The 15186-nt window shown below is 69.6% G+C and carries 11 protein-coding genes; 10 read left to right on the top strand and 1 reads right to left on the bottom strand.

Features of this window, described 5'->3' with window-relative positions:
- Positions 1–15 precede the first annotated feature (15 nt).
- Positions 16–1080 carry a biotin/lipoate A/B protein ligase family protein gene (locus OG538_RS04720; RefSeq protein ID WP_406090439.1) on the bottom strand — a complete coding sequence of 355 codons (1065 nt, stop codon included), beginning with the start codon at positions 1078–1080 and terminating at the stop codon, positions 16–18.
- 354 nt (positions 1081–1434) lie between these two features.
- Between OG538_RS04720 and OG538_RS04715 the strand changes: the two genes are divergently transcribed.
- The 10 genes from OG538_RS04715 to OG538_RS04670 all read left to right on the top strand — a co-directional run bounded on the left by OG538_RS04715 (position 1435) and on the right by OG538_RS04670 (position 15106).
- Positions 1435–2418, top strand: coding sequence for an ABC transporter permease (locus OG538_RS04715; protein ID WP_406090437.1), 984 nt, complete (start codon positions 1435–1437; stop codon positions 2416–2418).
- A gap of 1 nt (position 2419) precedes the next feature.
- Positions 2420–3358: an ABC transporter permease gene (locus OG538_RS04710; RefSeq protein WP_406090435.1), complete on the top strand. Its 939-nt coding sequence runs from the start codon at positions 2420–2422 to the stop codon at positions 3356–3358.
- Positions 3355–5439 carry a dipeptide ABC transporter ATP-binding protein gene (locus OG538_RS04705; RefSeq protein ID WP_406090433.1) on the top strand — a complete coding sequence of 695 codons (2085 nt, stop codon included), beginning with the start codon at positions 3355–3357 and terminating at the stop codon, positions 5437–5439. The genes OG538_RS04710 and OG538_RS04705 overlap by 4 nt, the downstream gene beginning before the upstream one ends.
- A gap of 91 nt (positions 5440–5530) precedes the next feature.
- Positions 5531–7213, top strand: a complete 1683-nt coding sequence (locus tag OG538_RS04700; RefSeq protein ID WP_406090431.1) for an ABC transporter family substrate-binding protein — start codon at positions 5531–5533, stop codon at positions 7211–7213.
- Between the two features lie 426 nt (positions 7214–7639).
- Positions 7640–8917 carry an RICIN domain-containing protein gene (locus tag OG538_RS04695; protein ID WP_406090429.1) on the top strand — a complete coding sequence of 426 codons (1278 nt, stop codon included), beginning with the start codon at positions 7640–7642 and terminating at the stop codon, positions 8915–8917.
- A complete protein-coding gene (locus tag OG538_RS04690) occupies positions 8917–10311 on the top strand; it encodes a ricin-type beta-trefoil lectin domain protein (protein ID WP_406090427.1) in 1395 nt (464 codons plus the stop codon). Before OG538_RS04695 ends, OG538_RS04690 begins: the two co-directional genes overlap by 1 nt.
- Positions 10312–10570: 259 nt before the next feature.
- Positions 10571–12178 carry an ABC transporter substrate-binding protein gene (locus OG538_RS04685; protein WP_406090426.1) on the top strand — a complete coding sequence of 536 codons (1608 nt, stop codon included), beginning with the start codon at positions 10571–10573 and terminating at the stop codon, positions 12176–12178.
- Positions 12175–13128: an ABC transporter permease gene (locus OG538_RS04680; RefSeq protein WP_406090424.1), complete on the top strand. Its 954-nt coding sequence runs from the start codon at positions 12175–12177 to the stop codon at positions 13126–13128. Before OG538_RS04685 ends, OG538_RS04680 begins: the two co-directional genes overlap by 4 nt.
- Positions 13125–14012: an ABC transporter permease gene (locus OG538_RS04675; RefSeq protein WP_406090422.1), complete on the top strand. Its 888-nt coding sequence runs from the start codon at positions 13125–13127 to the stop codon at positions 14010–14012. The genes OG538_RS04680 and OG538_RS04675 overlap by 4 nt, the downstream gene beginning before the upstream one ends.
- Positions 14009–15106, top strand: coding sequence for an ABC transporter ATP-binding protein (locus OG538_RS04670; protein ID WP_406090420.1), 1098 nt, complete (start codon positions 14009–14011; stop codon positions 15104–15106). Before OG538_RS04675 ends, OG538_RS04670 begins: the two co-directional genes overlap by 4 nt.
- Positions 15107–15186: the final 80 nt, after the last annotated feature.

Below are 15186 nucleotides of genomic sequence, written 5' to 3'. Positions count from 1 at the left end.
TGTCGCGCAGCGCCGCTACGGCACTCGCGCCGTCCACCCCGCCGTGCCGAACTTGGTGCGCACGAGCTCCTCGGCCCTGGCCAGTTCCACGGGGCTCACGTGGCCCTGCGACAGCCCGTGGCGCTTGCGGAACGACTCGATCATCCGCTCGATGACGGCCTGACGGGGGAGGCCCGTCTGCCGGCGCAAGGGGTCGACGCGCTTCTTGGCGCTCTTCGTGCCCTTGTCGGACATCTTCTCCTTGCCGATGCGCAGGACGTCGAGCATCTTGTCGGCATCGATGTCGTACGACATCGTCACGTGGTGCAGCACCGCGCCGGGCCCTCCGTCCGGCCCCACGACACGCTTCTGCGCCGCCCCCGCGATCTTCCCGACCTCCGTCGCGATGTCGTTGAGCGGCTGGTACCAGGCCTTGATGCCCATGTCACCGAGCGCTTCGAGCACCCAGTCGTCGAGATAGGCGTAGCTGTCGGCGAAGGAGAGACCGGAGACGAGGGACTGGGGCACTGCCAGCGAGTAGGTGATGGTGCTGCTCGGCTCCGCGAACATGGCGCCGCCTCCGGAGACACGCCGGACGACCGTGACACCGTGGCGATCGACGCCCGCGGGGTCGACCTCGTTGCGCAGGGACTGGAAGCTGCCGATGATCACCGCGGGGGAGTCCCACTCCCACACCCGCAGCGTCGGCGGGCGCCGGCCCGCGGCGACCTCGGCCGTGATCACCTCGTCGAGAGCCATGTGGAGCGCGGGCGACTGCGGGGCGTCGTGGATGAGCTGCCAGTCGTAGTCGCTCCACTCCGTGGCGTGCGCAAGCGCACGGCGTACGGCGACGGCGACCCCCTCCGACGTGAGGCCGAGCATCACCGTCGATTCGGGAAGGGCCGCGTCGATCCGCGCGGCCAGGCCTGCGGTGTCCGTGGTGGCGGGGGCGCCCTCCAGCGCCGCGTCGATCGCGAGGATCGCCTCATCCGGTTCCAGGAAGAAGTCACCCGCCACCCGTACGTCGCGCAGCGCCCCGCCCCGGACGTCCAGGTCCACCACGACCAGTTTGCCGCCGGGGACCTTGTATTCACCGTGCACAGCCCTGCCTCCAGTTCCGCCCTGCACTCATGCCTACGAATCGGCTCCGACCAGGCATAACGCCGCCGTCGTGCCTTTTAGTCCATCGCCGGCACCCCGATGTACTCCGCTCCTCCGGGGCAAGCATCTCTGCATAAACCATGATCTGTCCCGGCCGTTTGCTACAGCGGCATTGCGACGTCGTGGCGGGACGGCCCAGGACCTGGTGGGGTCACCGGCGGGCGGAACAGACTGACGCTCGCACGTCTGTGCTTACGTTCCGTACCCCCAGAAAGCTCCACCGCGCATGCATACGTCCCTCAGACCAAGCGCCCCCACAGCGCACCTCCTGCGTGCGGCGGGGAGGTGCCACCCGTGCTGCGCTATGTGACGCGCAAGGCGACGGGTTGGCTCCTGATGATCCTGGTCGCCACCAACGCGACCTACTTCCTGGCCAGTTGGTTCCTGGACCCGCGGTCGAACTTCAAGGAGCTGCGACCGGTCCGCAGTGAGGCCCAGATCGACCGGGCTCTCGCGCCCTACAACCTGGACCCGCAGGTGCCGGTGGTCACGCGGTGGTGGGACTGGTTCACCTCGGTGGTCGTCCACTTCGACTGGGGGAAGTCTCCCACCGGCGTCTCCGTCAACGGCGAGATCGGCTACCGGTCCCTCGTCAGCGCGGAGTTGGTCGTCATCGCGACCATCCTCTCGGTCGTGATCGGCGTCACGCTGGGGGTGTACACGGCGTCGCGGCAGTACGGCTGGGCCGACCGGGTGTCGCAGGCCGTGTCCATCGCCGTGTTCAACGTCCCGACGTCCGTCGCCGCACTCGCCGTGGTCTTCGTCGCCATCTGGCTGAACCAGCACACCGGGATGCACTTCCTCTACGTCGCCGGCGAGAACTCACCGAACGTCGAAGGGCTGCTCCCGACCATCGGCGATCGTTTGCTGCACCTGATCCTGCCGACCCTGACGCTGACCCTGATGGGGTACGTCGGCTACCACCTGACGCAGCGCTCGCTCCTGCTCGACACCATCAACGCCGACTTCGTGCGCACCGCCCGGGCCACCGGACTCACCCGGACACAGGCCATCCGCAGGCACGCACTGCGGGCCGCGCTCATCCCGACGGCGACCTCCGTTGCGTTCAGCGTCCCGGCCCTCTTCACCGGAGCCATCATCACCGAGACGATCTTCGGCTGGAACGGCATGGGCCGCTACTTCATCCAGACCATCGGCAAGAACGACGTGCACGGAACGGTCGCGACAGCCGCTTTCGCCGCCGCCCTGACCGCGATCGGCGCGATCCTCGCGGACATCGCCACGGTCTTCCTCGACCCGCGCGTGAGGGTGAACTGACATGGCCACCGAGCTGACCGCCGGTGCGCCGGGCCGGCTGCCGACAGCAACGCCGGCCACGCACAAGGAGGGGCACAACCCCGGCCTCGCCCGCCTCTACCTGCGGCGATTCCTGCGCAACCGCCTCGCCGTCGTCGGTGTGGTGATCTTCGTGGCCCTGGTGCTGTTCAGCGTGTTCGGCGGCCTGTTCGCCGCGTACGCGTACTCCGACGCCGACTTCGCCGCCCTCACCCAGGCGCCGAGTGCCACCCACTGGTTCGGCACCAACCAGGGCGGCAACGACATCTACGCCTCCGCCGTCCACGGGCTCCGGCGCTCCCTGGCGATCGCCGTGAGTGTCTCCGTACTGACCGTCGTCACCGCCGCCGTCATCGGTTCCGGCGCCGCGTACTTCGGCGGCCGGGTGGAGAAGGCGACGCTCGCCGTCATCCACTTCCTGCTGATCGTCCCCTCGTTCCTCATCCTCGCCCTGGTCTCCAACCGGCTCGCCGGCGACTGGCGGATCCTCATCGTCGTGCTGACGCTGTTCGGCTGGATGCCCACCGCGCGGGTGATCTGGTCCGTCTCGACCTCCCTGCGGGAGCGGGACTACGTGACGGCGGCCGAGTTCATGGGAGTCGCCCCGCTGCGCATCATCCTGCGCCACATCATTCCCAACCTCGGCTCCCTGCTGATCGTCAACCTGACGCTCGGTGTCGTGGCGACCGTGCTCAGCGAAACCGCCCTGTCCTTCCTGGGGTTCGGCGTCCAGACCCCGGACGTCTCCCTCGGCACGATGCTCGCGGACGGCGCGAGCACCGTCACGAGCGCCCCCTGGCTGTTCGCCTTCCCCGCAGGCCTGGTCGTCCTGCTCACCGTGTCGATGACCTTCGTCGGCGACGGGCTGCGTGACGCCCTGGACCCCGCATCCGTGACCGGCGCGGCAGGAGGCCGACGATGACCCTCGTGACGACCCTGCCCGCGTCCCCACCGCCCGGCGAACACGACACCCCCGTGCTCTCGGTACGGGACCTGCGGATCTCCTTCCCCTCCGAAGCCGGACCCGTCGAGGCGGTGCGCGGCGTCAGCTTCGATCTTCTGCCGGGCCGCACCCTCGGCATCGTCGGCGAGTCCGGCTCGGGCAAATCGGCCACCGCGCTGGGCATCATGGGCCTGCTCCCGGCCTCGGCCGACCTGCGGGGCCAGGTGCTGCTCGGCGGACAGGACCTGATCGGCCTCGGCGACAAGGCGCTCTCCGCCCTACGGGGCAACGCCATCGGCATGGTCTTCCAGGACCCGCTGTCGGCCCTCACACCGATCTTCACCGTGGGCCGGCAGCTCGCCGACGCCCTGCGGATCCACCAGGACCTGACCAAGCGGGGAGCCTGGGAGCGGGCCGTCGAACTCCTCGACCTCGTCGGCATCCCCGACCCGCGGGCCCGGGCCACATCCTTCCCCCACGAGTTCTCCGGCGGCATGCGCCAACGCGTCGTCATCGCCATGGCGATCGCGAACAAGCCGTCCGTCCTCGTCGCCGACGAACCCACCACCGCCCTCGACGTCACCGTGCAGGCCCAGATCCTCGACGTCCTGCGGGTGGCTCAGGAGGAGACCGGAGCGGGACTCGTCCTCATCACGCACGACCTCGGGGTCGTCGCCGGTCATGCGGACGACATCGCCGTCATGTACGCGGGCCGGATCGTGGAGCGGGCCGGCGTCGACGAGCTGTTCCGGCGGCCGGCCATGCCGTACACCGCGCGGCTGCTCGCCGCCGTGCCGACCGTGGACAGCGGGGTCCACCGCCCCCTGGTCCCGATCGCCGGGGAGCCGCCCGCCCTCGTGGGCCTCCCGGCCGGCTGCCCCTTCGCGAGCCGGTGCGCCGTAGCCCTCGACGCGTGCCGCAGCAACGAACCCGGGCTGCGCGAGGTCACCGGGCACGGGGACGTGGCCTGCCTGCGCGCGGACGAGATCGCCGACGGGTCGCTGGACCCGGCGGGGGAGGCCGGGCCGGTCGAGTCCGCCGTCCGGGCGGCTCGCTCCGTCGGCGACGTGGTGCTCCGCGTCGAGGACCTCGTCAAGACCTTCCCCGTCACCAGGGGAGCCGTCCTCAAGCGCCGGGTCGGGACGCTTCAGGCCGTCAACCGGGTCAGTTTCGAGCTGCGCGCGGGGGAAACCCTCGGCCTGGTGGGCGAGTCGGGCAGCGGCAAGACCACGACGCTGCTGGAGATCCTCAGGCTCAGGCGGCCGGAGAGCGGGCGGATCGAGATCGCCGGCACCGATGTCGGCGCCGCGGGATCCGGCGCGCGCGTACGGGAGCTGCGGCGTGACGTACAGATCGTCATGCAGGACCCGTTGGGCGCCTTGGACCCGCGGCTGCCCGTCTTCCAACTGCTCGCCGAACCCCTGCAGGCCATCGGGCGCAACCGTGAGTCGATCCGTGCCCGGATCCATGAACTGCTCACCCTGGTCGGTCTGGACGACTCGGTGAGCGACCGGTTCCCGGCTGCTCTCTCCGGCGGTCAGCGGCAGCGGATCGGCATCGCGCGCGCCCTGGCCACGGAGCCGAAGCTGCTCGTGCTCGACGAACCGCTCTCGGCCCTGGACGTGTCGGTGCAGGCGGGGGTGATCAACCTGCTGGCGCGGCTCAAGCACGAACTCGCCCTCGCCTACCTCGTGGTCGCCCACGACCTGGCCGTGGTCCGCTACATCTCCGACCGCATCGCGGTGATGTACCTGGGGCACATCGTCGAGACCGGTGACACCGAGACGCTGTTCTCCGACCCGAAGCACCCCTACACCCGGGCGCTGCTGTCGGCGATACCGGTCCCCGACCCGCAGCGGGAACGCACCCGCGAACGCGTCGTGCTGGAGGGCGAGCAGCCGAGCGCAGCCCGGCTGCCGGCGGGCTGCGTCTTCGTCGACCGTTGCCCCCTCTTCCGCGTCGCCGGCGAGGACGTGCGCCTGCGCTGTCGTACGGAACGGCCCGCGCCGGTCCACGTAGCCGGGCAGCCCGGCCACCAGTACGCCTGCCACGCCGTCTGAGACCGCCCCGCCCGGGGTCCGCACCCGCCGGTCCGGCCCGGGCGGCCCACCGCCCCGTCCACCTCACCGAGTCAGAAGGAACCACTCCGCCATGCGCGCACGACTGGCCCTGCCCGTTGCCCTCATCGCCGCCATCTCCGTCGCCGCCACCGCCTGCCAGTCCTCCTCCGGGAGCGACGGGGCCGACGCGGACAAGAACGACGTCCCCAAGGCCGCGTCGGCCGCGGTGGACTACAACCCCCAGCCCTACGAGAACATCAAGGACGGCGGCACCTACACCACGGCCGGTACCTTCGACGACCAGGGCAACCCCTTCAACGTCAATGCCACGCTGACCGCCTCCCGGGTCTGGGGCTGGTACAACGCCGACGCGATCACGTACTCGCCCACCGGTGCGGTGCAGTACAACCCGGACTACTACAGCGAGGTGAAGGTCGCCGTCGAGGGCGGCAACCAGAAGGTCACGCTGACGATCAACCCGAAGGCCGTGTTCAACGACGGCACACCGATCGACTGGACGGCGATCGACGCCACCTGGAAGGCCAACAACGGCTCGGACAAGGACTTCGCCGCATCGTCCACGGACGGATACGACCAGATCACCTCGGTCGCGAAGGGCAAGGACGCCAAGCAGGCCGTCATCACCTTCAAGGGTGCCAACGCCTCCTGGTCCACCCTGTTCGCCACCTTCCTGCACCCCAAAGCCGCCACTGTCGGGAACTTCAACACGGCGTACGTGAAGAAGGCCCACCCGGAGTGGGGTGCGGGGCCGTACACGGTCGGCACGTGGGACACGCACTCGGGCAACATCACCTTCGTCCGCAACCCGAAGTGGTGGGGCAGGAAGGGCAGGCTCGACCAGCGCGTCTACGTCAACCTGGAGTCCACCGCGGGGGTCAACGCCTTCAAGAACGGTCAGCTCGACTACACCTCCGCCGTCGACGCGGAGAGCCTCAAGCAGGTCAAGGGGCTCAAGGGCACGGAGATCCGCAGCGGCGGCAGTCCCTTCGAGTACTCCCTCTACTTCAACACGAAGTCGCCGGTCCTCTCGGAGAAGGCCGTCCGCAAGGCCGTGCAGGAGAGCGTCGACCGGGCACAGATCGCGAAGATCCAGTTCCAGGGGCTCGACTACACGGAGCCCCTGCCGGGTTCGGCGGTCCTCTACAGCTTCCAGAAGGGCTACGAGGACAACCTCTCGGCCGTGCTGACGTACGCACCGGACGAGGCGAAGAAGACACTCGACGCGGCGGGCTGGAAGGCCGGGGACGACGGCATCCGCGTCAAGAACGGCAAGAAGCTCGAAGTCGGCTACACGCTCCTCGGCGACGACCCGCTGGGCAAGGCCACCGCAGGTGCCCTGGCCGCGATGCTGAAGCCGGCCGGCATTCGGCTCGTCATCAAGAAGGGTGACGAGGCGGACTTCTCCAAGATCCTCAGCGACCGCGCTTTCGACCTCTTCCTTTCGGGCAACCGCTCCATGGACCCGTTCGGTGCCCGGTACCTGTGCGACTTCTACTGCTCGGACCGTGACTCCAACATCACCGGTTCGGGTACTCCGGCCCTGGACGAGAAGATCCGCGCCACCACCGAGATCGCCGACCTCGACGAGCAGGCCGTGGCGGTCAACAAGGTGGAGAAGGAGGCGCTCCAGCAGTACGCCTTCCTTCCGTTGTTCAGTGGCCCCTCGACCTACGGCGTGAAGAAGGGCCTCGCCAACGTCGGCGCGACCATCTTCCACACCCCGCTCCCGGAGACGGTCGGCTGGCAGAAGTGACGTACGGCCCAGGAGCGCACCGGGGGTCGTAGCGGCAACGCCGACCGGCGGGCATTCGGCGAATGCCCGCGTGCCGAGGCTGTGTTCGCCGGTGCCGCCGCTTCGACTCTTGGCCGACGTGTCCGCGGCCCGCCGGGCCGCGGACACGTCGGCGGGGGCGTTTTCGCACTCCGGAGGCGCGTCCCGGCCGGGTGGGTCAGTGGTATGTACCAAGGTCTTGACAGCCGCTTAGTTCACTTCTTAAATCACCTAGTGAACTAAGCGCTTCCCTGTCGCACCAGCACGCGGAACTTCTCACGGCACCCCAACCTCGGTCGGCGCAGCTCTCGCACGCCGTTTGCTCGCGCCCTGTACCTGTCATGCATATGACTGTCATATACATGACAGGTACCCCTTCCTCCCCCTCACGCACCGGAAGGGAGAGTCATGGACTCCCCACGCCGTACACGGCGCCTGCTGCACTCCGTACTCTCGGTTCTCACCCTTGCCCTGGTCACGACCGCCCTCGCGGGCGGCGGCGGGCCCGCATCCGCGTCCACCGCCCCGATGGCGGACACCGCCGCGGCTGCCGCGACCACGTTCGCCGACGAGTTCGACGGGGCCGCCGGCTCGGCGGTCAACGGCAGCAAGTGGCAGATCGAGACCGGCGACAACGTCAACAACCACGAGCGCCAGTACTACACGGCGGGCAGCAACAACGCCGCGCTGGACGGCCAGGGGCATCTGGTCATCACCGCGCGCAAGGAGAACCCGAACAACTACCAGTGCTGGTACGGCACATGTCAGTACACCTCGGCCCGGCTCAACACCTCCGGCAAGTTCACCCAGGCGTACGGACATGTCGAGGCGCGGATGAAGATCCCGCGTGGGCAAGGCATGTGGCCGGCTTTCTGGATGCTCGGTGACGACATCGGACAGGTCGGCTGGCCCAACTCCGGCGAGATCGACATCATGGAGAACGTCGGCTTCGAGCCCTCCGTGGTCCACGGCACCCTGCACGGCCCCGGCTACTCCGGTTCGGCCGGTATCGGAGCCGGATACACCCTCCCGAACGGGCAGGTCTTCGCGGACGCCTTCCACACCTTCGCCATCGACTGGGCCCCCAATTCGGTGACCTGGTCCGTCGACGGCAACGTCTACCAGCACCGCACGCCCGCCGACACCGGTGCGAACACCTGGGCCTTCAACAAGCCCTTCTTCCTCATCCTCAACCTCGCCGTCGGCGGCTACTGGCCGGGCGACCCCGACGGCAACACCGCCTTCCCCCAGCAACTCGTCGTCGATCACGTGCGCGTCACCACCAGTGACAGCCAGCCCGCGACGGGCGGGCCGATCACCGGTCTGGCCGGCAAGTGCGTGGACGTCGCCGCGGCGGCCACCGCCAACGGCACCCCGGTGCAGCTCTACGACTGCAACGGCAGCAACGCCCAGCGGTGGAGCGTGAACGCGGACGGTACGATCCGCGCGCTCGGCAAGTGCCTCGATGTGGCCTCGGGTGGCACCGCCGACGGTACGGTCGTGCAGTTGTGGGACTGCAACGGGTCGGCCGCCCAGCGTTGGGTCGTGAGCGGCGCGCGCGACATCGTCAATCCGCAGGCGAACAAGTGCCTGGACGTCACCGGAAACAGTTCGGCCAACTCCACCCGGCTGCAGATCTGGACCTGTGGCGGTACGGCCAACCAGAAGTGGACGGTAAGCAGTTGATGGGCCGTCGGCTCATCGGGCGGGTGCCCGCCCTGCGGAGCCTGCTCGGCGCCGGGGTTGCCGCGGTACTGATGGCCGGCCTCACCGGATCGCCTGCCCTGGGCGCCGCCGCGGCGACCGGGCAGATCACGGGGCTCGCCGGTAAGTGCCTCGACGTCGCCGGGGCGAGCAGCGCCAACGGCACGCCGGTGCAGCTCTACGACTGCAACGGCACCAGCGCCCAGCAGTGGGAGGTCGGGTCGGACGGAAGCGTCAAGGCTCTGGGCAAGTGCCTGGACGTGACCTCGGCCGGGACGGCGGACGGCACCGCGGTCCAGTTGTGGGAGTGCAACGGTTCCGCGGCCCAGCGCTGGACCGTCACCGCGGCGCGCGACATCGTCAATCCCCAGGCGGACAAGTGTCTGGACGTCACGGGCAACAGCTCGGCCAACGGCACCCGGCTCCAGATCTGGACCTGCACGGGTGCTGCCAACCAGAAGTGGACCGCGCCCACCGGCGGCGGGGGAGACCCGACGCCCCCGGCCGGTGCCATGGCCGTCGCGCCGTACCTCTACAACGGCTGGGGCAGCCCGCCCAGCCCGACCACCGTCATGAACGCCACCGGCGTCAAGTGGTTCACTCTCGCTTTCGTCCTGAGTAACGGCTACTGCAATCCGCAGTGGGACGGCGGCCGGCCGCTGACCGGAGGAGTGGACCAGCAGACGGTGAACACCGTCCGGGCCGCGGGCGGCGACGTGATCCCGTCGTTCGGCGGCTGGAGCGGCAACAAGCTGGAGAGCTCCTGCTCCAGTGCCGGCGAGTTGGCCGGCGCGTACCAGAAGGTCATCAACGCCTACGGTCTCAAGGCGATCGACATCGACATCGAGGCCGAGGCGTACGCCAGCGCCACCGTCCAGCAGCGCACGGTCGACGCGTTGAAGACGGTCAAGGCCAACAATCCCGGGCTCAAGGTGTACGTCACCTTCGGTACCGGTCAGAACGGCCCCGACGACGGCCTCATCCGCAAGGCCTCAGCCTCGGGCCTGACGGTCGACAGCTGGACGATCATGCCGTTCGACTTCGGTGGGGCGGGGCAGAACATGGGCACCCTCACCGTCAGTGCGGCCGAAGGGCTGAAGAACGCGGTCAAGAGCGCCTACGGCTACTCGGACGACCAGGCCTACCGCCACACCGGCATCTCGTCCATGAACGGCATCACGGACGACAACGAGACCGTCACCGTCGCGGACTTCCGCACCATCCTCGGGTACGCGCAGCAGCGGCACCTTGCGCGGCTGACCTTCTGGTCGGTCAACCGCGACCGCCCGTGCACCGGGGGCGGCGCCGACACCTGCTCGGGTGTCTCCCAGCAGCCCTGGGACTACACGAAGGTGTTCGCCCAGTACGCCGGCTGACCGGCCGCGCCGGTCTCCCGGGGAGGGCCCCGCGGTGCTTCTGCACCCCGGGGCCCTCTTCGTCGTATATCCCTGTTACCCGGCCTGTGCCGGTGTTTGACCCGGTATGGCACCACGCTGTGTGCCTCGTGTGCGGGGCCGTTATCCGATCGTCAGTAAAAACCGTCCGGTATGTGGGCACCCCCCTTGCCTTGCGGACTGTATGCGAAATACGGTCTGCGATATTCCTTGATCACCCCTTGGCGGGAGGTAGGCCCTCGTGCGCCGAAAAGCGGTTGCCCTGGTGGCGGTTGCATTGGTGTCCTTCACCTCGGGCTGTGCGTCGCTGCAGTCCTCGGCGACCGAGGTCGGCGGTGTACGGAAAACCGACGACCGGTCCGTACGCGACGGCGGGACACTCACCGTCGCCCTCAACTCCGACCCGGACAAACTCGACCCCACGCTCGCCCAGACCCTCGTCGGCCGTACGGTCTTCGCGGGCATGTGCGAGAAGCTCTACGACATGGACGAGGACGGGGTCGTCGTGCCGCAGCTCGCTGCCGCACTGCCCACCACCTCGGACGACGGCCGCACCGTCACCCTGAAGGTGCGCCCCGGCCTCAAGTTCAGCGACGGCACCCGGCTCGACGCCGCGGCCGTCGTCACCTCGCTGCTGCGCCACCGCGATCTCCCCGGATCCGCCCGCGGCACGGAGCTCGCCCCCGTCGCCTCCATCGAAGCCACCGGCTCCGACACGGTACGGATGACGCTCAAGCAGCCCTACGTGCCGCTCACCGGCGTCCTCGCCGACCGGGCCGGGATGGTGATGTCACCGGCCGCGCTCAAGAAGTACGGGAAGAACTTCACGAACCACCCCTCCTGCGTCGGCCCCTTCCGCTTCGTGGAACGCGTCGGCGGCGACCGGATCGTGCTGAAGAAGGACCCCCACTACTACGACGCGGACAAGGTCCACCTCGACGGGGTCGTCTACAAGCCCATCCCCGACGGCAACGTCCGGCTCGCCAACCTGCGCTCCGGCGACCTCCAGGTCGGCGACCAGATGGGCCCCGTGGACGTACAGAGCGCCCTCACCGAGCCGAAGCTCCAGCTCTTCAACTCGCCCTCGCTCGGCTACCAGGGCATCGGCCTCAACGTCGGCAACGTGAACGGGCTCGGTCAGAAGCCCGGCAAGCTCGACACCCCGATCGCCCGGGACGTCCGCGTCCGCGAGGCGTTCGAGCTCGCGATCGACCGCGACACCCTCAACCAGGTCGTCTTCCAGGGCATGTACGAACCGGCCTGCGGCCCCATCTCGCCGCAGTCCGCCATCGCCCCCGGCGTCAAGCCCGAGGACTGCCCGAAGCGCGACGTCGCCAAGGCGAAGAGGCTCCTGGCGGAGGCCGGGGTGAAGACCCCGGTGAAGATCGAGCTGAAGACCTCCACCACCCCCGAACAGGGGCGGGTCGGACAGGTTCTCCAGGCCATGGTCAAGGAGGCCGGATTCGACCTCTCGCTGCGGCCCACCGAGTACGCCACCATGCTCTCCGAGACCGACGCCGGGCACTACGACGTCTTCACCAGCGGCTGGTCCGGCCGGCTCGACCCGGACGGCAACGTCTCCAACTTCCTCAAGACGGCGGGCGCCATGAACGCCTACGGCCTCGGCGACCCCGAGATCGACAAGCTCATCGCCGAGGGCCGCACCGTCGCCGACCCGGCGCGGCGCACCAAGATCTACGACGAACTCACCCGGCGCGTTCAGGACGCCCACACGATGATCTACCTCTACCGGCAGAAGAACTACGTCGTCGCCACCAAGGACGTCGCGGGCATCCGCGTCTACGGCGACGGACTGGTCCGGGTCACGAATGCGGGGTACACCCGATGACGAAATACCTGCTGACGCGGCTGCGCCAGTCCCTCATCACCCTCTTCCTGGTCTCCATCGTGGTCTTCGCCGGCATCCGGGCGCTGCCCGGCGACCCGGCGCTCGCCCTCGCCGGCGAGGAGCGCAGCCCGCAGGCGCTCGACGCGATCCGTGAGGCGTACGGCCTCAACGACAACATCGTCGTGCAGTACGGGCGCTTCATCGGCCACGCCCTCACCGGTGACCTCGGCAACTCCTCCCGTACCGGGCTGCCGGTCGCCGACGCCATCGGACAGGCCCTCCCCGTCACGCTGGAACTGGCCGCACTCTCCCTGCTGCTCGCCGTCGTCCTCGGGATCGGCGCCGGGGTCGTCGCCGCCGTGCGGCGCGGGAAGCCCGAGGAGTGGATCGCCAACGTCGTCGCGCTGATCGGGCTCTCCATCCCGACGTTCTGGCTCGGCATCGTGCTCGTCCTCGGATTCGCCATCGCCGTCCCGGTGTTCGCCGCCTCCGGTTACGTCCCCTTCGGCACGGACCCCATCGACAACCTCCGCCGCATGGTGCTGCCCGCGATCGTGCTCGGCTCCGGGCTCGCCGCGGTCGTGATGCGTCAGACGCGTGCGGCGATGCTCGACTCGCTCTCCGCCGACTACGTGCGCACCGCCCGCGCCAAGGGCCTGTCGAAACGGTCCGTCGTCGGCGGGCACGCGCTGCGCAACTCGCTCGTCACCGTCGTCACCGTGCTCGGGCTCCAGCTCGGGCACCTGATCTCGGGCGCCGTCGTCACCGAGCAGATCTTCGTCCTGCCCGGCTTCGGCAAGCTCACCATCGATGCCGTCTTCACCCGTGACTACGCGACCCTGCAGGCCGTGGTGCTCTGCACATCCGCCGCGTACATCCTCATCAACCTGCTGGTCGACGTGGTCTATTCGGTCATCGACCCGCGCATCCGGCTCGGAGGTGCCCGGTGACCACAGCGACCCCAGTGCTCCCCACCGCACGGCTCACCAAGCGACGGCCCGGTGGCGGCAGGCTGCGCGCCCTGCGCAGGAACCGGCTCGCCCTCACCGGCGGCGTCATCGCCGCCGTCTTCATCCTGGTCGCCCTCCTCGCCCCGCTGATCGCCCCGTACGACCCCGCCCAGCCGGACTTCGGGAACGTACTCGCCGAACCCGGCGGGGCCCACTGGCTCGGCACCGACGACCTGGGACGCGACCAGTTCTCCCGCATCGTGTACGGAGCGCGCGCCTCCATGCAGGTCGGCCTCGTCGCCGTCGTGCTGGCGTTCGTGATCGGCGTACCGCTGGGACTGGTCGGCGGCTACTACGGGAGGTTCGCCGACGGTGCCATCTCCCGGCTCACGGACACCATGCTGGCGTTCCCCTTCCTGGTGCTCGCCGTCGGGCTGGCCGCGATTCTCGGCCCCTCGCTGACCAACGCGACCATCGCCATCGGCATCTCGCAGATCCCCGCCGTCATCCGCATCACCCGGGCCGAGACGCTGCGGCTCAAGCACGTCGACTACGTCGGCGCGGCCATCGCCAACGGCGGCGGCGACGGGACCGTGCTCTTCCGGCACATCCTGCCCAACGCCACCTCCGCGCTGATCGTCCAGGCCACCGTCGGCATCCCCGCCGCCATCATCGGCGAGGCGCTGCTCAGCTTCCTGGGGCTCGGCGTCCAGCCGCCGGACCCGTCCCTCGGCGTGATGCTCTCCGGCGCCCAGTCCTTCCTGGCCCCCGCGCCCTGGCTCGCCGTCTTCCCCGGCCTGGCGATCGTCGCGGCGACCCTGGCCTTCAACCTGCTCGGCGACGGACTGCGGGACGTCCTCGACCCCCGTGGAGGGACCCGATGACCGAGACCGTTCTCGAAACCGTACGGGGCCCGGTGGGCGAACCCGTCCTGAGCGTCCGCGACCTGTCGGTGTCCTTCCGCTCCGACACCCGCACCGTGCACGCCGTCGACGGCGTCTCCTGGGACCTGCACCCGGGCGAGGTCCTCGCCGTCGTGGGGGAGTCCGGGTGCGGCAAGTCCGTCACGTCCATGGCGGTGATGGGGCTGCTCCCGCCCACCGTGCACATCGGCGGTTCCATCCGTCTCGGTGGCCGGGAACTGATCGGCGCGCCGGAGAAGGAGCTCCGGCAGGTCCGCGGCAAGGACATGGCGATGATCTTCCAGGAGCCGATGACCTCGCTGAACCCGGTCCTCACCATCGGCCGGCAGATCGGCGAGGTCCTCCGCAGGCACCAGGGGCTGAACCGCAAGGAGGCCAGGGAGCGGTCCGTGGACCTCCTCGACCTGGTCGGCATCCCCGCCCCGCGCAGCCGCATCGACGAGTATCCGCACCAGCTCTCCGGCGGCATGCGCCAGCGCGTCATGATCGCGATCGCCGTCGCCTGCGACCCCTCGGTCCTCATCGCCGACGAGCCGACCACCGCACTCGACGTGACGGTGCAGGCCGGCATCCTCGAAGTCCTCCAGTCGCTGCGCGAACGGCTCGGCACCGCCATCGTCCTGGTCACCCACGACCTCGGCGTCGTCGCCGACGCGGCCGACCGGGTCCTCGTCATGTATGCCGGACGCTCCGTCGAACAGGCCCCCGTCCACGACCTGTTCGCCACCGCCCGGCACCCGTACACCCGCGGGCTGCTCGGCGCCGTCCTGCGCCCCGGCGGCGAGGGCAAGCGCCGGCTGCCCGAGATCCCCGGCCTGGTGCCGAGCCTCGACAGCCAGCCCGACGCCTGCACCTTCGCACCCCGGTGCAGCCGCGCCGACGACAGCTGCACGGGCGGCCGCCCCGGCTTCAGGTCCGTCGACCCGAAGGCCGGCGCGGACGCCGCCCACCGTGCGGCGTGCTGGCACCCGTACGCCGCCGACGAAGCATCCGACACCCTCGTGGCCACCCCCGCCGCCGAGCCCGCGCGACCCGACCAGGAGGCCGGAGAGTGACCGCAGCGCAGACCGTCCCCGCCCCGCGTGAAAGCGCCGAGGGCGCCGCGGACCAGCAGCACCCCGTGCTGCGGATCGAT

The sequence above is a fragment of the Streptomyces sp. NBC_01013 genome (assembly GCF_045162765.1).
Classification (GTDB): Bacteria; Actinomycetota; Actinomycetes; order Streptomycetales; family Streptomycetaceae; genus Streptomyces.
Note: the sequence above shows the minus strand (reverse complement) of the source record. Positions and strands in the feature narration are given on the sequence as shown.